General features: G+C 64.0%; 16 protein-coding genes. 3 read left to right on the forward strand and 13 right to left on the reverse strand.

Annotation, left to right across the window (positions count from 1 at the left end; genetic code table 11):
• Positions 1–28: 28 nt before the first annotated feature.
• The 11 genes from NKK52_RS14840 to NKK52_RS14890 all read right to left on the reverse strand — a co-directional run bounded on the left by NKK52_RS14840 (position 29) and on the right by NKK52_RS14890 (position 10,896).
• On the reverse strand, positions 29–1,123 hold the full coding sequence (locus tag NKK52_RS14840) for a fatty acid desaturase family protein (protein WP_023682255.1): 1,095 nt from the start codon (positions 1,121–1,123) through the stop codon (positions 29–31).
• 16 nt (positions 1,124–1,139) lie between these two features.
• Complete coding sequence (locus NKK52_RS14845) at positions 1,140–2,054, reverse strand: sugar phosphate isomerase/epimerase family protein (RefSeq protein ID WP_023804913.1); 915 nt, start codon at positions 2,052–2,054, stop codon at positions 1,140–1,142.
• A 54-nt stretch (positions 2,055–2,108) separates the two neighbouring features.
• Positions 2,109–3,197, reverse strand: a complete 1,089-nt coding sequence (locus NKK52_RS14850; RefSeq protein ID WP_352629231.1) for a Gfo/Idh/MocA family protein — start codon at positions 3,195–3,197, stop codon at positions 2,109–2,111.
• A gap of 101 nt (positions 3,198–3,298) precedes the next feature.
• Entirely contained in the window at positions 3,299–4,363 is a 1,065-nt protein-coding gene (locus NKK52_RS14855) for an ABC transporter ATP-binding protein (RefSeq protein ID WP_023685258.1), read from the reverse strand.
• A complete protein-coding gene (locus NKK52_RS14860) occupies positions 4,363–5,151 on the reverse strand; it encodes an ABC transporter permease (protein WP_023685259.1) in 789 nt (262 codons plus the stop codon). Before NKK52_RS14860 ends, NKK52_RS14855 begins: the two co-directional genes overlap by 1 nt.
• Complete coding sequence (locus NKK52_RS14865; protein ID WP_023685260.1) at positions 5,151–6,020, reverse strand: ABC transporter permease; 870 nt, start codon at positions 6,018–6,020, stop codon at positions 5,151–5,153. Before NKK52_RS14865 ends, NKK52_RS14860 begins: the two co-directional genes overlap by 1 nt.
• A gap of 66 nt (positions 6,021–6,086) precedes the next feature.
• Entirely contained in the window at positions 6,087–7,148 is a 1,062-nt protein-coding gene (locus NKK52_RS14870; RefSeq protein ID WP_023687931.1) for an ABC transporter substrate-binding protein, read from the reverse strand.
• 60 nt (positions 7,149–7,208) lie between these two features.
• Positions 7,209–8,156 carry a PfkB family carbohydrate kinase gene (locus NKK52_RS14875; RefSeq protein WP_023685262.1) on the reverse strand — a complete coding sequence of 316 codons (948 nt, stop codon included), beginning with the start codon at positions 8,154–8,156 and terminating at the stop codon, positions 7,209–7,211.
• On the reverse strand, positions 8,153–9,187 hold the full coding sequence (locus tag NKK52_RS14880) for an ADP-ribosylglycohydrolase family protein (protein WP_023685263.1): 1,035 nt from the start codon (positions 9,185–9,187) through the stop codon (positions 8,153–8,155). Before NKK52_RS14880 ends, NKK52_RS14875 begins: the two co-directional genes overlap by 4 nt.
• A 3-nt stretch (positions 9,188–9,190) precedes the next feature.
• Positions 9,191–9,916, reverse strand: coding sequence for a GntR family transcriptional regulator (locus tag NKK52_RS14885; protein WP_023685264.1), 726 nt, complete (start codon positions 9,914–9,916; stop codon positions 9,191–9,193).
• 209 nt (positions 9,917–10,125) lie between these two features.
• Positions 10,126–10,896 carry an IclR family transcriptional regulator domain-containing protein gene (locus tag NKK52_RS14890; protein ID WP_023685265.1) on the reverse strand — a complete coding sequence of 257 codons (771 nt, stop codon included), beginning with the start codon at positions 10,894–10,896 and terminating at the stop codon, positions 10,126–10,128.
• Positions 10,897–11,012: 116 nt separating this feature from the next.
• Here NKK52_RS14890 and NKK52_RS14895 point away from each other — a divergent pair, with 116 nt between their 5' ends.
• From NKK52_RS14895 to pcaF, 3 genes are read left to right on the forward strand one after another with little or no spacing between them, the layout of a single operon-like run.
• Positions 11,013–11,870 carry a CoA transferase subunit A gene (locus NKK52_RS14895; protein WP_023685266.1) on the forward strand — a complete coding sequence of 286 codons (858 nt, stop codon included), beginning with the start codon at positions 11,013–11,015 and terminating at the stop codon, positions 11,868–11,870.
• A complete protein-coding gene (locus NKK52_RS14900; RefSeq protein WP_023685267.1) occupies positions 11,867–12,655 on the forward strand; it encodes a CoA-transferase subunit beta in 789 nt (262 codons plus the stop codon). The genes NKK52_RS14895 and NKK52_RS14900 overlap by 4 nt, the downstream gene beginning before the upstream one ends.
• Position 12,656: 1 nt before the next feature.
• Positions 12,657–13,862: a 3-oxoadipyl-CoA thiolase gene (gene pcaF, locus NKK52_RS14905; RefSeq protein ID WP_023687925.1), complete on the forward strand. Its 1,206-nt coding sequence runs from the start codon at positions 12,657–12,659 to the stop codon at positions 13,860–13,862.
• Positions 13,863–13,875: 13 nt separating this feature from the next.
• Here the strand turns inward: pcaF and pobA are convergent, their stop codons facing one another.
• Together pobA and NKK52_RS14915 are read right to left on the reverse strand one after the other, a co-directional pair.
• Complete coding sequence (gene pobA, locus NKK52_RS14910) at positions 13,876–15,048, reverse strand: 4-hydroxybenzoate 3-monooxygenase (RefSeq protein WP_023685269.1); 1,173 nt, start codon at positions 15,046–15,048, stop codon at positions 13,876–13,878.
• On the reverse strand, positions 15,048–16,100 hold the full coding sequence (locus NKK52_RS14915; protein ID WP_023685270.1) for a 3-carboxy-cis,cis-muconate cycloisomerase: 1,053 nt from the start codon (positions 16,098–16,100) through the stop codon (positions 15,048–15,050). The genes pobA and NKK52_RS14915 overlap by 1 nt, the downstream gene beginning before the upstream one ends.
• Positions 16,101–16,114: the final 14 nt, after the last annotated feature.

The following is a 16,114-nucleotide window of genomic DNA, read 5'->3' on the forward strand; positions in this document are numbered from 1 at the left end:
GCCGGATAGAAGGCGGGTGGTTTATTCGCTACTCGGCCGCCGCCGACATATCGAGCTCGTGAAATTCACCGCGATAGGGCCGCGCCGTCGGCGGCAATTCGCGCTTGAGGAAATAATCCTCGTACCGCAGCTGCTTCAGCAGCACCGGCCAGACCTCGCGATAGGCATGCCACATGGACGGGTTCGCCGCCGGCAGGTCGTGCTTGACCAGCTCGTGCAGCCTCGGCAGCGCATGGTAGGGCACCATCGGAAACATGTGATGCTCGACGTGGTAATTCATGTTCCAGTAGATGAAGCGGCTGACCGGGTTCATGTAGACGGTGCGCGTGTTCAGCCGGTGGTCGACGACATTGTCGGCCAACCCGATATGCTGGAGCAGGCCGGTCAGAACCATGTGCCAGCTGCCATAAAGACGCGGCAGGCCGATCAGCACCAGCGGCAGCCATGAACCCAGCGCGATCGCGAGGGCGATCGTCGCAACGTACACGGCGACATGCCAGCGCGCCGCCGTGATGGCCTTGCCCTGTTCGGTCTCAGGAATGTAGCTCTTTTCGTCGTCCGACAGCTTGCCCAACGCCTGGCGCGCCAGGATCGGCAGCGAATGACGGAAATCGAGAATGCCGGTGAAGGCAAGCGCCGCCTTGACCAGATTTGGCGGCCGCATTACCGCGATCTCGGCGTCACGGCCGACGATGATCGTGTCGGTGTGATGCCGCGCATGACTCCAGCGCCATTGCACCGGATTGCGCACCACCATGAAGCTGGCGATTTCGTAGATCGCATCGTTCATCCAGCGTGTGCGGAAGGCGGTGCCATGGCCGCATTCGTGCCAGCGCGAGTCGCTCGACGATCCATAGAGCACGCCATAGACGAGCAGGAACGGCACCACCCACCACGTGCCCCAGAACCAGATGATGCCGGCGGCCGAGCCCAGGATGGCTGCGATCCAGATGATGGTATCGCGGATCGCCGGCCCGTCGGAGCGCTGCATCAGTTCCTTCATTGCCTTGCGCGGCACGTCGGTGTGATACCACTCGGCCGAGGCCAGCCCGGTCTCGATCGCCCGGCGGGTGCTTTCGCCGACCAGGCCGTAATCGCGCTTTGTCTTGGCCGCCGTCGCCATCACCGTCTCGCCTACCTCAAAGCCCGTTGGCGCGGAACTTCCCGTCGAGAAATGTTTTCGCCCGCGGCACGTCGTCCTCGGTCAGATGCTCGATGATAACAGGGATGTTCGGGTGCTTCTCACTGAGCCGCTGCAGATAGAGATCGTAATTCAGCGATCCCAGCCCGGGCGCCGGCAGCTCGATCTCGCCGACGCCGCGGAAGGTCAGCCCCTCATGCGCGTCCGCGTCGCCGATATCGGCATGCTTCTCGGTCTTGTCGCTGCCTGAGCGCTTGACGTCCTTGGCATGGGCGATCCGGATCTTGTCGGCCAGCGTGTCGAATACCTGGTTCAGCACCTGGTCCATGCGGTCGATATTGTGTGCCTCGAAATAATTGGTCGGATCCATCAGCAGGCCCAGGCCCGGATGGTCTACCTGCGCGAACATTTTGACCGTCTCCTCGACCGAGCCGACGACATTGTTGACATAGGTTTCGAGCAGGAACACCGCGCCGTGGTCGTAAGCCGTCTGGGCAAGGTCCGAGATCACCTTGCGGCATTCCTCGAAGCCTTCCTCGGTCTTGTTCCTGGGGTGATGCACCCAGTCGGATTCGGTGTTGTAGGTTCCGGTCTCCGAGATCACGTAGGGCGAGCCGAAGGCGCGCGCATTGCGGATGATTTCCTTGAGATAGCCGACGCGCTTGTCGCGCTCGGATTTGTCGGGATGAATGATGTTGGTGTAGCCCGAGATGCAGCAGACCGGCAGATTGTGGTCGCGAAACGTGTCGCGCACTGTCCTCGCCTTGTCCCCGGTGATCTGCCCGGCCGTGAGATCGACATCCCTGAAATGCATGTCGAGCTGCACTGTGTTGAAGCCGAGTGCGCGGATGCGGCGGGCGGCCTCCGCGAGCTCGTAGGGGAAATAGCCGGTGAATATACCTGCCTGCATCATGATGTGACTCCTCCCGGTAAGCGATTCAGCCGCCACACTATTCGGCGGGCATGTTCAGTCGATCGATATCTCGGACAGTTTGACGGTGCGGCCTTGCGCCATCGAGCGATAGCCCGCCTCGACCAGCGCCATCGTCTTGACGTTGTCGGCCACCGATAATGCCGGCGGCGTGCCGGTCTTCAAGGCGTGCTGCAGTTGCTCCATGACGCCGATGAAGGCATGCGGGAACCACATCGTGTCCCAGCTCGGGCTGACCCACTTGCCATCCGTCGTCTCGGTCGAGGCATAGGTCAGCGTCGAGGCCACGCCTTTCGGCCAGCCGATCGTGCCTTTGGCGACACCGTTGGTGCCGTCGACGCGCCAGTTGATGTGCTGGTCGTCCAGATAGCCCTCCTGACGTGGGCCGGACCAGACATCCTCCAGCGACACGGCGAGCACGCCGGAGGGAAAGCGCAGCGTCGAGATGGTGATGCCGTCGGTATGTTCGAATGTCGTGCGCGGGTCCTTGCGTGTCAGCGTGGTGATTTCCGAGGGATCGCCGAACAGGAAGCGCAGCACGTCGAGATGATGCACGCTCATATTGGCGAGCGTCAGCCGGTCGTAGTCCTGAAGGAAGGTCTGCCAGTGCGGGATCGCATGCATGTCGATCTGCGCGAAGACGATGTCGCCCAGCGCGCCGCTGTCGATGATCTGCTTCAGGACGCGCATCGACTGGTCGTAGCGCATGTTCTGGTTGACCGAGAGGATCTTGCCGGACTTTGCGGCTTCGTCGCGCAGTTTCACGGCTTCATCGACCGACAGCGCCAGCGGCTTCTGCGCCAGGATCGCCTTGATGTGAGGCTGCTTCAGCGCATGGCGGATCAATGCCGGCTGCTGGTCGGGTGGAAAGGCAAGGTCGACGATCTCGATCTCGGGATTCTCGATCAGTTGTTCCGGCGTGTCGTGGATGGTCGGAATGCTCCAGCGTGCAGCTACCTTCTCGGCGCTGGCCTTGGTGCGCGAAGCGATGGCGACGACTGGGAAACCGGCCTGCGCATAGGCGGCAAGATGGCATTCGGCCATGATCATGCCGGCGCCGATGCAACCGATCCGGTATCCGCTAGTGCGAACCCTCACATCCGGCTCGAAACCCTGGCCTGCCATCCATTCCTCCCTGGAGGACGGATATAACGCCATGGCCCGTCGATCAGCCAAGGTCCGCTCCATCAATTCCCATCAGAACGATGCCGGGGTGACGGTGCGAACTAGTTAGCGGCAATCAGCACAGTGCTTTCCGGCGACCAGCTGAGCATTACATTCTGGCCCTCGGCCAGCCGGTCACTGCCGGTATTCTGGACGATGACTTTCAACGTCTGGCCGGCGCGCTCGACGAAATAGGTGCTGTTGTTGCCGGCGAAGATGCGCTTGGAGACTTGCCCCTTCAGCGTGTTGGCATTGCCGCTCGATGCCCCGGCGTCGGTGGCGATACGAATGCGTTCGGGTCGCACGGCGCAGCTGGCCTTTGTGCCGGCGGCAAGCCGACCACCCACCCCGGCGGCAATCGCCGTGCCATCAGGCAGCCGGATGCCGTTGCCGGTCGCATCGCCGCGAAGGATATTGGCGTCACCGAGGAAGGTGGCGGCGAATTCGCTCTTCGGCCGGTCGTAGATTTCCTCCGGCGGCCCTTCCTGCACGAGCCTGCCGTCCCGCAATATGCCGATGCGGTCGCTCATCGTCAGCGCCTCTTCCTGGTCGTGGGTGACGAAGATGGTGGTGATGCCGATCTCGCGCTGGATGCGCTTCAGCTCGATCTGCATGTCGACGCGCAGCGCCTTGTCGAGCGCGCCGAGCGGCTCGTCGAGCAACAGCACGCGCGGCTTGGTGACGATGGCGCGCGCCAGCGCCACACGCTGGCGTTGGCCGCCGGAGAGCTGGTGCGGCCGGCGCTCGCCGAGCTTGCCGAGCTGAACCAGATCGAGCGCGCGCTGCACTTCGGTGGCGATCGTCGCTTTCGTTTCGCCGCGCACCGACAGGCCGAAGGCGACATTATCGGCGACGCTCATATTGGGAAACAGCGCATAGTTCTGGAACACCATGCCGATGCGTCGCTTTTCGACCGGCACGCGTTCCACACTCTCACCGCCAATGGTGATGCGGCCAGTATCGGGAAAGTCGAAGCCGGCGATCTGGCGCAGCAGCGTGGTCTTGCCGCTGCCCGAGGGGCCAAGCAGCCCATAGAAACCGCCATCGGCGAAATCGATGGAGACGTCGTCCAGCGCCTTGTGCACGCCAAAACTGCGGGAGACGTTCGATACCTGCACGCCGGCCATTATTTCTCTCCGCCGAATTTGAAGAAGCGCGCCGTGAGCAGCATTAGCGCCATCGACACGACGATGATGATGGTCGAGACCGCGTTGATCTCGGGCGTGAAACCCTTGCGGATCGCGGCGTAGATTTCGACCGGCAGCGTCGTCTGGCCCGGCGTCGCCAGGAAGTAGGAGACGACGAACTGGTCGAACGACACGGCAAATGCGAACAAGCCGCCGGCAATGACGCCGGGCATGATCCACGGCAGCGTCACACGCCTCGTCACTTGCCACTGGTTGGCGCCGAGCGAGCGCGCCGCCTCTTCCAGCTCCGGTGCAAAAGTCTGCAGCCGGGCCGAGACGACGACGATGACATAGGGCAGCGCTAGCGCCACATGGCCGAGCAGGATGGCGAACAGGCCGCGGCCAATGCCGACGCCGAAGAAGAAGATCAGCATCGCCGTGCCGGTGATCAGCCACGGAATGGCGATTGGCGGAAACAGCAGCGCCTGCAGCACTTTCTTGCCGCGGAAATCATAGCGGAACAGCGCCAGCGAAGCGGCCGAGCCAAGCACCACTGAGATGAGCGTGGTGATGACCGCGATCTTGAGGCTGTTCCAGGTGGCCGCGATCAGCTGGTCGTTCTGCCAGAGCGAGGCATACCATTCCGTCGTCCATTCGAACGGCAATTGGTAGAAGGGCGAGACGTTGAACGACATCAGCGCCATGATGATGATCGGCAGATAGAGGAAGGCGAGCAGCAGTCCGATGTAGAAGCGGCCTAGTCCTTCGAGGATGCGGGTCGTCATCATCAAGCAGCCCTCCGCAGCACCGGCGAGGCAACCGCCAGGATCACCAGCACCACCGCCAGCAGGATGAAGGAAAGCGCCGCCCCCAGCGGCCAGTTGAAGACGGCGACGAACTGGTCCTCGATCACCGTGCCGTAGAACGTGCCGGTGCGGCCGCCGAGGATGCGCGGCTCCATGAACGAGCCGACGACCGGCACGAAGATCAGTGCCGCACCTGCCACCAGGCCGGGCATAGACAGCGGGATGATCACCCGCTTCAGCACCTGCAGCCGCGAGGCGCCGAGCGAGCGCCCGGCCTCGATCAGCGAGTCGTCGATTGCCTGCAGCGTGAGATAGCAGGTCAGCACCATATAGGGCACGTAGGAGTGCACCAGGCCGATGATGATTGCGGGATAGGAATACATCAGGTCGATGTTGATCTTGAACGGCAGCACGGCGTTGAGCGCCGTGTCGAGGATGCCGCCCTCGCGCAGCACCATGGCCCAGGAGAAGATGCGCACCAGCCCGTTCGACCAGAACGGCAGGATGACCAGCAGGAAGATCGCCTCGCGGCTGCGCCCCTTCAGCACCTTGGCCAGCACATAGGCGGCGGGGTAGCCGATGACGACGCACCACAAAGTCACTTCGAGGCCGAGCCGCAGCGAAGCGAGCAGCAGCGTCAGGTACAGGCTCTGCGAGAAGAAGGCGGCGTAATTGCCAAGGGTGAACGCCCATGGCTTTCCCGACAGCGGCAGGTCGGTCATGAAGGAGAAGAATACCATGGCCGAGAGCGGCAGGAAGATCGCCACCGTCAGCCAGAGATAGGCCGGCGCCAGCAGCGGCAGGGCCGATCTCAGCCCGCTGCGCGACGCGACCGCACCCTGTACTGCCATGATACCCTCCTCCCCAGGATTGAAGGGCCAGCCGGCGCCAACCGCCGGCTGGTCCGGACGTGAGCGTTACTTCACGTCGACTTTGAGCTGCTGCCACAGCGCCAGATAGGCCTCGCGCTGCGCGTCGGTGATCGGCGCCTGGAACTGGATGCGCTTGGCCACCTCGGGATCGCCCATCACCTTGCGGTTGAAGGAGTCTTCAGGCAGCGCTTCCACCGCCTTGGTGTTGGCCGACACCGGCGCGCCGACCTTGGTGACCCATTCGACATAGAATTTCGGATCGATCATCCAGTTGATGAAGGCCTGCGCACCCTCGACATTCTTCGAGCCCACGGGAATAGAGAACGCGTCGAGCCAGGCGACGGCGCCTTCCTGCGGAACGACCAGCGAGACCGGCAGCTTGAAATGCGTCTTGGCACGGTCGGCCGAGCCGCTCCAATAGGTGCCGATGTCGATCTGGTTGGAGGCGACCATCTGGTTCCAGTCGTTCTCCGAGCTCCAGAACGTCTTGATCTGCGGCATCAGCGAGGTCAGCTTCGCCTTGACCGCTTCCATATCCTTGATGTCGTTGATATTCTGACCGGTGGCGATGGCGCCGAACTGCACCGCTTCGACAGCGTCGTCGCGAATGACGACCCGGCCCTTATGCGCTGGGTCCCACATTTCGGCGATCGAGGTCGGTGGCTTGTCGAAGGACTTTTCGTTGATTGCCAGCGCCGTCAGGCCCCACACCCACGGCACGCCATAGACCTTGCCGTCATGGTCGAGCATCGGCGATTGCGCCTTGTCCTTGCTGATGTCGGCATAGTTCGGCAGCTTCGAGACATCGATCGGCTGGATCAGCTTTTCCGCCATCGCCTGATCGTTGAAGGCGGCGTTGATCATGACCACGTCATAGAGGCCCGGATTGGTGCGGATCTTGGTCAGCATTTCCTGTTCGGAATTGAAGAAGTCGTTGACGACCTTGTTGCCGGTCGCCTTTTCGAAGGCTTCGATCGCCCACGGCTCGTCGGCGCCGTAGCCCTTCCAGTTGAGCACATGCACTTCGGCGGCACTGGCGGCCAGCGTGAGCGCGGAGGTGATGACGGCGGTCGCCGTCAGCAGGGCAGTCAGTCTTGGCATGCGCATGTTCGTTCCTCTCTTGTTTGCCCGCTTGGCGGGTCAGGCTGTCTGATGGGCCTTCTGGTTCTAGCCCGGCTCGCCCGTGGCGGCCTGGCTCAGGAAAGTCTGGATCTCGCTGTCGGTCGGCGCCGATGAGCCGCCATGGCGGGTGACGGAAAGTGCTGCCGCCGCATTGGCATAGCGCGCCGCCTCGAAGGGATGCACGCCGCGCGAGAGTGCACTGACGAAACCGCCGATATGGGTGTCGCCGGCGCCATTGGTGTCGATGGCATCGACCTTGAAGCCGGCAATGGTCTGCGTCTCGCCATTGACCAACCTCACGAAACAGCCCTTGGCGCCGGCGCGGATAACGACGCCTTCGGCCTTTGGGCAGTGGTCGGCGAGCAGCCGGGCGGCGAGTGCCTCGACATCGCCTTGCCCAGCGATCTCGACCGCTTCCGTCATGTTGCAGCTCAGCCATGTCGTACGGGCAAGTACCCGCGACAGGATGGGACGTGGGATATCCGCGATGACCGGCGTTGGATCGAAAACGAAGGGAATGTTTTCTGGCAGCGCCTCGATCCAGTCGGTCAGCGCGTTGTGGCTTCCGAGATAGCTCAGCGTGTAGCCTGACGTGAACACCCAATCATCAGACGTGACCACCACGGGCCTCATCATCTCGAGGCTGAGAATGCTCTCCGCACCGGGCCACGACACGAAGGTGCGCTCGGCATCGCCGGAGATCATGGCGACGCAATTGCCGCTGTCCATGACCGGCGATGGCGACGTCAGCGTTATGATGCCTTCGGCCGCAAACGCGGTGCGCAAAAAATCGCCATTCGGTCCGCTGCCGAGCTGGCCGCCGAACACCACCGTCATGCCGGTGCGGCTGGCCGCGACCATCATGTTGAAGCCGCCGCCGGCGACCTGCGCAAAGCTCGACGCGGTCTTCTCGCAGCCCGGCGCCGGCAAGGCGTCGATGCGGTAGACATAGTCGACGACGGCGCTGCCGATATGGACCAGACGCCCACTCATGCCGCGGCATCCTTGCTGGCCTTTGCCGTGCGCGCCGCGACGAGCTCTTCGGCAAGCGAGCGCACCTCCCCCATATCCATGCCGACGAGCCCGGCAATGTGTTGTTGCGGCAGTTGCGAAAAGCCGACGCAGGCGCCGGCCATGCCTGAGGCAATCGCGCCGATCGTGTCGGTGTCGCCGCCGAGATTGGCGCTGATGATTGCCGCTTGCCAGGGATCGCCCTGCGCGACTTCAAGCACGGCGAAAGCTGCCGGCACGGACTCCTGGCTGGCCACACCGGTGCCGACGAGATCGGTGATGAGCCCGATCGCATCCCGCATGGTCTTGCCGCGCACGAGCTCCTGCGCCCAGGCGATACGCGCGGCGATATCGCCACCAGTCACCCAATGTCCGAGCCGGGCGCCTCGCCGCGCGGCTGCTACCGCGCTGTCGGAAGCGGCACGCCAGTCGCCACCGGCGACGCCGTGGCTGGCGGCGGCGGCAACTGCTGCGGCCGAAGCGATGGCGATCGAGGTGTTGTGCGTGGCACGGCAAGTTTCGGCGACCTTGGCGACGAAAGCGTCGAGCGGTTCCAGCGGCATCATGATGCCGACCGGCGCGATGCGCATGGCCGCGCCATTGGTGTCGCCCCGGCTTCCCGCCTCTTCCGCCGGCACGCCGTCATTGATGGCGTCGATGGCGCGCTTGGTCGATGGTCCCAGCAGGTCATAGCTGCCGCGCGCCTTGACCTCGCGCTCCCAGTCGAGCAGTGCGTTCACCCAGCGCGCATGATCGAAGCGGTCGCCGGACTCGACGAGAATGCGACCAAGCAGCAGGGCCTGTTCGGTATCGTCGGTGATGGTGCCGGCAACGAGCCCCTTCGACACCGGATGATCGGCAAACGGCGCCACGAAATCCTCGACATGGCCGTATAGCTCGGCGATCCGCGCCGGCGACAGAAGCTGCGTCGGCATGCCCAGCGCATCACCGAGCGCCCCACCGACAAGCGCGCCCATGGCGCGATCGAGCGTGTCGTTGGTTCTGTCCGGCATCGCTCAAAACCTCATATGCAGCGCGAAATGCGCCGGGTTGAGCAGGCTGGTTACATATTCGATCGGCCGGTCGTCGGCCGCACGCGTCAGCCGGCGTCCGCGCAGGAACGGCGTGCCTTGCGGGCAGCCGAGAATGGCGGCGTCTTCGGCATTCAGCATCTCGATGCCGACCCATTCCTCGCCATGGTCTGGGATGAGGCCGGCGCCGCGCAGCGTCTGGTGCAGCGAGCCTTCGCGCAGACCGCGCAGCGGCACGTCCTCCAGTTCGGGCGACAGCGGCAGGCGGCTGCGTTCGATGGAGATCGCATGGCCGTCGCTTGCATTGGTGCGCACCCGGTCGACGGCGATGAAGAACGGGCTTTCGATGCCAAGCAGCGTGGCAAGATCGGCATCCTCGATCACTTCAAGCCGCAGCGTCCGCGTCTCGGCATTGGCGCCGGCATTGGCCAGCGCCCGCGACCAGCCAATGCTGTCATCGACCGGCTTGCCGTCGAAAGTGACGAAGGAGCCGATGCCGACCTTGGTCGTGATCAGCCCACGGCTGGACAACTCCTCGAGGCCCTTGCGGACCGTGTTGCGGCTGACGGAAAAGCGCTGGACGAGTTCGTTCTCGCTTTGCAGGCGGTCGCCGAAGCCAAGCACGCCGGAGCGGATCTCATGTTCGAGAACGGTGGCGATCTGCTCGGGCTTGCCCGTGCCGGGAGAAAGTTGAACCGCGCGCCGCTTCATATGGGTACCTGTTCAATAAACCTGTATAGTCCTGTTCGATATTGGAGTTGAAGGGCGACGTCAACCATATATTTGGATTCACGCATATGCGTTGTGCTCAGGAGGTGCCCCGGGCATCGTTTGTTCGCATGGCGACGCTAACCGCGCAGGGCGTCCCGTCTCCGAGACAGAGCGGGGGCAGCGCTTCCCTCAGGCGATTAGCCTTGCGCTCACACGAAGAAAAATTCCTCAATCCGTTGCTTGGCCGTCCGCAGCGCTGGCAGGATATCCCGCTCCATCGCCTCGACGGAGAACCGCGCCGACTGCGTCGAGACGTTGATCGCCGCCACGGTCTTGCCGGCGCGGTCATAGATCGGCACCGCTATCGAGCGCAGGCCAAGTTCCAGCTCTTCATCGACGACGGCAAAGCCATCCACCCTCGCCGCGTCGATGGCCTTGGCCAGCGCGGCGCGGCTGGTGATCGTCTTCGGCGTGCGCCGTTCGATCCTCGCCTCTGCAAGCAAGGCCTTCAGCTCATCCGCGCCCAGCCCCGCAAGCAGGACGCGCCCCATCGAGGTGCAATGCGCCGGCAGCCTGGTGCCGACATCGAGCGAAACGCTGAGGATGCGGCGGCCAGGAATGCGCGCGACATAGACGACTTCCTCGCCCGACAGCACCGCCGCGTTACAGGCCTCGTCGAACTGGGCGGCCACGTCGCGCATGATGGGTGCGGCGAATGTCCACAGCGAGGCGCCGCCGAGCCAGGAGCGCACGATGGTGAGCAGGCGCGGCGATAGCGAAAACTGCCGGCCGGATTGCGTGGCATAGCCGGTCGCGGTTAGCGTCAGCAGGAAGCGACGCGCGCCGGCGCGGGTCAGCCCCGCCTCCTCCGCCATTTCGGTCAGCGTCATCCCGGCCGGATGCCGGGCCAGTATCTCCATGACTGCAAGGCCGCGCTCCAGCGAGCCGACATGGTCGCGTGTCGTTGCCTCGTCCTCCATGCGGCCTCCGCAAGACAATGCGCCGCCTTGACTCGTCTCGGCGGCGCGATGTAAAAATATCTCATACAAAACAAATGTTCGCAATACGAACTTTTTGAACTTCGGAGTTCTTGGCGATGGTCAATTTCCTGCCGCTCAAACAGGCCGTGGCTGAGAACCTGCATGATGGCGATACGGTCGCCTTCGAAGGCTTCACGCATCTGATCCCGACGGCGGCGGCGCATGAGGCCATCCGCCAGGGCTTTCGCGACCTGACGCTCATCCGCATGACCCCCGACCTGATCTACGACCAGATGATCGGCATGGGCATGGCCAAGAAGATCATCTTCTCCTATGTCGGCAATCCCGGCGTCGGCCTGCTGCGCCGCGCCCGCGACGCCATCGAGAACGGCTTCCCCCGGTCGATCGAGATCGAGGAGCACAGCCATGCCGGCATGGCCAACGCCTACGAGGCGGGAGCTGCCGGCCTGCCTTGCGCGGTGTTCCGCGGCTATCGCGGCGCCGGGCTGGCGGCAGTCAATCCCAACATCCGCTCGGTCACCTGCCCGTTCACCGGCGAGGTGCTTGCCGCCGTTCCTTCCATCCGACCGGACGTGACCTTCATCCACGCTCAGAAGGCCGACAAAAAAGGCAATGTGCTGGTCGAAGGCATTATCGGCATCCAGAAGGAAGCGGTGCTCGCGGCCAAGCGCGCCGTGGTGACGGTAGAGGAAGTCGTCGACAATTTCGACGACCTGCATCCCAACCTCACCGTGCTGCCGCGCTGGACCATCGCTGCGATCTCGGTGGTATCAGGCGGTTCGCATCCCTCCTACACGCACGGCTACTATGCCAGGGACAACGCCGCCTATCTCGAATGGGACGACATCGCCGCCGACCGTGAAAAATTCCAGACCTGGATGCAGGCCAATGTCCTTGAGCGCACGGCGGACGATTTCGCCGGCCGCGTAAAGCATCTGAGGAGCGCGGCATGAGCGGCTTTACTCCCAATGAGATGATGACGATTGCCGCCAGCCGAGCCCTGAAAAACGACGATGTCTGCTTCGTCGGCATTGGCGCGCCGTCGGCCGCCTGCAACGTCGCGCGACTGACGCATGCGCCCGACATCACGCTGATCTATGAAAGCGGCACCATCGGCACCGCGCCCGATGTTTTGCCGCTGTCGATCGGTGACGGCGAACTTTGCGACACCGCCGTCACGACCGTCTCGGTGCCGGAGATGTTTCGCTACTGGCTGCAGGGCGGTCGCATTTCGATCGGTTTCCTCGGTGCCGCCCAGCTCGACAAGTTCGGCAACATCAACACCACCATCATCGGCGACTATGCGCATCCCAAGACCCGCCTGCCCGGCGGCGGCGGCGCGCCGGAGATCGCCACCTCGTCGAAGGAGATCTACATCACCATGGCGCAGTCCAAGCGCGGCATGGTCGAGAAGATCGACTTCTTCACCTCCTTCGGCCATGGCAATGGCGGCGACCATCGCCAGCGCCTCGGCATCGAGACCGCTGGACCGACGCTGCTGATCACCGACCTCGCCATCTGGAAGCCCGACCCGATGAGCAAGGAATTCACCGTGGTGTCGCTGCATCCCGGCGTGACGCGGCAGCAGGTGCAGGACAGCTGCGGCTGGATCGTAAAGTTCGCCGAGGCGCTTGACGAAACGCCGGCGCCGACGGAACTCGAGCTGACGACATTGCGTGACCTGCAGGCCCGCACCAAGGCGGCGCATGAGGGAAGCGGAAAAGAAAAGGCCGCATGACATGACCGAGGCATTCATCTGCGATTACATCCGCACCCCGATCGGCCGTTTCGGCGGCTCGCTGTCGTCGGTGCGGGCCGACGATCTTGGCGCCATCCCGCTGAAGGCGCTGGTCGAGCGCAATGCCGGCATCGACTGGCAGGCTGTCGACGACGTCGTCTATGGCTGCGCCAATCAGGCCGGCGAGGACAACCGCAATGTAGCCCGCATGTCGCTGCTCCTGGCCGGACTGCCGAAGGAAATTTCAGGCTCGACCGTCAATCGCCTCTGCGGGTCCGGCATGGACGCGCTCACCATTGCCGCCCGCGCCATCAAGGCGGGCGAAGCCGAGTTGATGATCGCCGGCGGCGTCGAATCGATGAGCCGCGCGCCCTTCGTCATGCCCAAGGCCGAGACCGCCTTTTCACGCCATGCCGAGATCCATGACACCACCATCGGCTGGCGTTTCATCAACCCGCTGATGAAGAAACAATATGGCGTCGATTCCATGCCGGAGACCGGCGAGAACGTCGCCGAGGATTTTTCAGTGTCGCGCGCCGACCAGGACGCCTTTGCCGTGCGCAGCCAGGACAAGGCCGTCGCGGCACAGGCCAATGGCCGGCTGGCGAAGGAGATTACCCCGGTGACGGTCCCGCAGAAAAAGGGCGATGCGACTATCGTATCGAAGGATGAGCATCCCCGCGCCGGCACCACGGTCGAGTCGCTGGCCAAATTGCCGACGCCGTTCCGGCAAGACGGCACGGTCACCGCCGGCAACGCATCGGGCGTCAACGATGGCGCGGCGGCGCTGATCATCGCCTCCGAAGCGGCTGTGAAAAAACACGGCCTGACGCCGATCGCCCGCATCCTCGGCGGCGCTGCCGCCGGCGTGGCGCCGCGCATCATGGGCATCGGCCCTGCTCCGGCGACACAAAAGCTCTGCGCTCGCCTCGGCCTGACACCGCACCAATTCGATGTCATCGAACTCAACGAAGCCTTCGCCTCCCAAGGCATCGCCGTGCTCCGCCAACTCGGCATCGCCGAGGATGCGGAGCACGTCAACCCCAATGGCGGCGCCATCGCGCTTGGTCATCCCTTGGGCATGTCGGGCGCGCGCATTGCAGGCACGGCTGCGCTGGAGCTTCGCGAGCGCGGCGCCCGCTATGCGCTCGCCACCATGTGCATCGGCGTCGGCCAGGGCATCGCAGTGGCGCTCGAACGGGTTTGAGATCGCACTGCCCTTAATAGGGCAAACCGACATAGTTCTCCGCCAGCGCGGTCGACGCCGCCTGCGAATGCACGAGATAGTCGAGCTCGGCTTCCTGGATGCGCTGGCCGAACTCGCCCGTATCGGGAAAGCGGTGCAGCATCGTCGTCATCCACCAGGAGAAGCGCACCGCCTTCCACACCCGAGCCAGCGCTTTGGCTGAATAGGCGTCAAGCCCGGCCTGCGATTTGTCCAGATAGAATTCGCGAAGTCCGGCAAAGAGATAGCGCACGTCGCTGGCAGCGAGGTTGAGCCCTTTGGCGCCGGTCGGGGGCACGATATGGGCGGCGTCGCCGACCAGGAACAGCCGGCCGAAGCGCATCGGCTCGGCAACGAAGGAGCGCAGCGGCGCGATCGACTTTTCGAAGGACGGCCCGGTAACAACGGCGGCGGCAGTCTGCTCGGGCAGGCGACGGCGCAACTCATCCCAGAAGCGGTCGTCGCTCCAGGCCTCGACGCTCTCATCAACCGGAACCTGCACATAGTAGCGGCTGCGATGTGTCGAGCGCATCGAGCACAGCGCAAAGCCCCGCTCATGGTTGGCGTAGACCAGTTCGTGATCGGCCGGCGGCACTTCGGCCAGCACGCCGAGCCAGCCGAAGGGATAGGTCCGCTCGAAGGTTTTCAGCGCCCGCTCAGGCACCGATTTGCGGCTGACGCCGTGATAGCCATCGCAGCCGGCGATGAAGTCGCAGTCGATGCGATGGCCGACGCCGTCCTTGCTATAGGTGACGTAAGGCGCTTCGCCATCGAAACCATGCAGCGCGACGTTGGCCGCCTCATAGACGGTGGTCAGCCCGGCCGCCTCGCGCTTGTCCATCAGATCGTGCGTCACTTCGGTCTGGCCATAGACGGTGACATGCTTTCCCCCAGTCAGTGCCGTGAGGTCGAGCCGGTGCAGGCCGCCGCCGAAGGCAAGCGAGATGCCGGCATGCAGCAGGCCCTCGGCATGCAGCCTTGCAGCTGCGCCCGCCTCTTCGAGCAACTCGACGGTGCCTTGTTCGAGCACCCCTGCCCGCACCCGGCCAAGCACATGCTCCCGGCTCGAACGTTCGAGGATCACCGTCTCGACGCCAATGGTGCCGAGAAGCTGGCCAAGCAGCAGCCCGGACGGTCCGGAGCCGACAATGACAATCCGGGTGCGCATCAGTGTCCCAGGCTTTCGATCTGTCCGGCGAGTTCGGCGGCGAGCCGTAGCGCAGCCGCGGTCGCAACCGCCATCTGCGGCAAGAGCAGCCATTCCAGCGTCCAGGCAGCACCGGAGCGCTCCTGCTCATGCACCAGCGCCTGATGCATGCCGGAAAGCTGGGTGGCGTTGAAGCGCGCCAGCGTCACCAGCACTTCCGCCTTCACCGGGTTCTGCTTGTGCGGCATGGCCGACGAGCCGCCGCCGCCGGACAGCTTGATGTCGGTTCTATCTTGAGCCATCAGCGCAATGTCCTGGCCGAACTTGCCGAGGCTGCCGGTGATGAGCGATAGCAGCCCGGCGAATTCGGCCAGCGCATCCCGCTGGCTGTGCCATTGCGGCGCGTCGCCAAGGCCGAGCTTTGCGGCAAGGGCCGCGCGCACGGCAGGTCCTTTGTCGCCCAGCTTCTCCAGCGTGCCGGCGGCGCCGCCAAACTGCACCACGAGCAGACGCTTGGATTGCTCCGACAGTCTCTGCTGATGCCGTTGCAGCGGCGTGCGCCACACCGCCACGCGGTCCGACGCCTGAATTGGGATCGCCGGCTGCATGCGCGTCATCGCTGTCAATGCACGGCTGCCAAAACGTTCTTCCAGCCCCACCAGCCGCAGAATGTTTTCAGTCAGCAGCAGGTCGAGATGTTCAATGAGCCGGCGCAGCCGAAGCACCAGGCCAGTGTCGATGACGTCCTGGCTGGTTGCGCCGAAATGCACGCCGGCGTCGTGCGGCGCCCCGACCGCTGCCTTCAACTGGCGCACCAGTTCGGGCACGATCACGCCATCCTTCGCCACACCGGCCCGCAGCCGCGCGGTGTCCGGCTTGTATGACAACAGGACAGGTACAATCGCCGCGGCGGCATCCGTGCCGATAGTCCCGCTTTCGGCTTCCGCTTGCGCCAGCGCGCGCTCGAAATCGAGCATGGCGGCGATTTCCGCATCCACCGAAAAATGCCGAGCCGCCTCCTCGTCGCCGAGCAGGCCGGAGAGCAGCGGATGGTCGAAGGGCGATACGGTCATGTCATTGGTTTCCT

The organism is Mesorhizobium sp. C277A, assembly GCF_040324395.1.
Taxonomy (GTDB): domain Bacteria; phylum Pseudomonadota; class Alphaproteobacteria; order Rhizobiales; family Rhizobiaceae; genus Mesorhizobium.

Coding starts and splice junctions, on each gene's coding strand:
- NKK52_RS14915 (WP_023685270.1), bottom strand. CDS start 16,100: ATGACCGTATCGCCCTTCGACCATCCGCTGCTCTCCGGCCTGCTCGGC.
- pcaF (WP_023687925.1), top strand. CDS start 12,657: ATGACCGAGGCATTCATCTGCGATTACATCCGCACCCCGATCGGCCGT.
- NKK52_RS14900 (WP_023685267.1), top strand. CDS start 11,867: ATGAGCGGCTTTACTCCCAATGAGATGATGACGATTGCCGCCAGCCGA.
- NKK52_RS14840 (WP_023682255.1), bottom strand. CDS start 1,123: ATGGCGACGGCGGCCAAGACAAAGCGCGATTACGGCCTGGTCGGCGAA.
- NKK52_RS14890 (WP_023685265.1), bottom strand. CDS start 10,896: ATGGAGGACGAGGCAACGACACGCGACCATGTCGGCTCGCTGGAGCGC.
- NKK52_RS14875 (WP_023685262.1), bottom strand. CDS start 8,156: ATGAGTGGGCGTCTGGTCCATATCGGCAGCGCCGTCGTCGACTATGTC.
- pobA (WP_023685269.1), bottom strand. CDS start 15,048: ATGCGCACCCGGATTGTCATTGTCGGCTCCGGACCGTCCGGGCTGCTG.
- NKK52_RS14855 (WP_023685258.1), bottom strand. CDS start 4,363: ATGGCCGGCGTGCAGGTATCGAACGTCTCCCGCAGTTTTGGCGTGCAC.
- NKK52_RS14865 (WP_023685260.1), bottom strand. CDS start 6,020: ATGGCAGTACAGGGTGCGGTCGCGTCGCGCAGCGGGCTGAGATCGGCC.
- NKK52_RS14880 (WP_023685263.1), bottom strand. CDS start 9,187: ATGCCGGACAGAACCAACGACACGCTCGATCGCGCCATGGGCGCGCTT.
- NKK52_RS14870 (WP_023687931.1), bottom strand. CDS start 7,148: ATGCGCATGCCAAGACTGACTGCCCTGCTGACGGCGACCGCCGTCATC.
- NKK52_RS14845 (WP_023804913.1), bottom strand. CDS start 2,054: ATGATGCAGGCAGGTATATTCACCGGCTATTTCCCCTACGAGCTCGCG.
- NKK52_RS14895 (WP_023685266.1), top strand. CDS start 11,013: ATGGTCAATTTCCTGCCGCTCAAACAGGCCGTGGCTGAGAACCTGCAT.
- NKK52_RS14885 (WP_023685264.1), bottom strand. CDS start 9,916: ATGAAGCGGCGCGCGGTTCAACTTTCTCCCGGCACGGGCAAGCCCGAG.
- NKK52_RS14850 (WP_352629231.1), bottom strand. CDS start 3,197: ATGGCAGGCCAGGGTTTCGAGCCGGATGTGAGGGTTCGCACTAGCGGA.
- NKK52_RS14860 (WP_023685259.1), bottom strand. CDS start 5,151: ATGATGACGACCCGCATCCTCGAAGGACTAGGCCGCTTCTACATCGGA.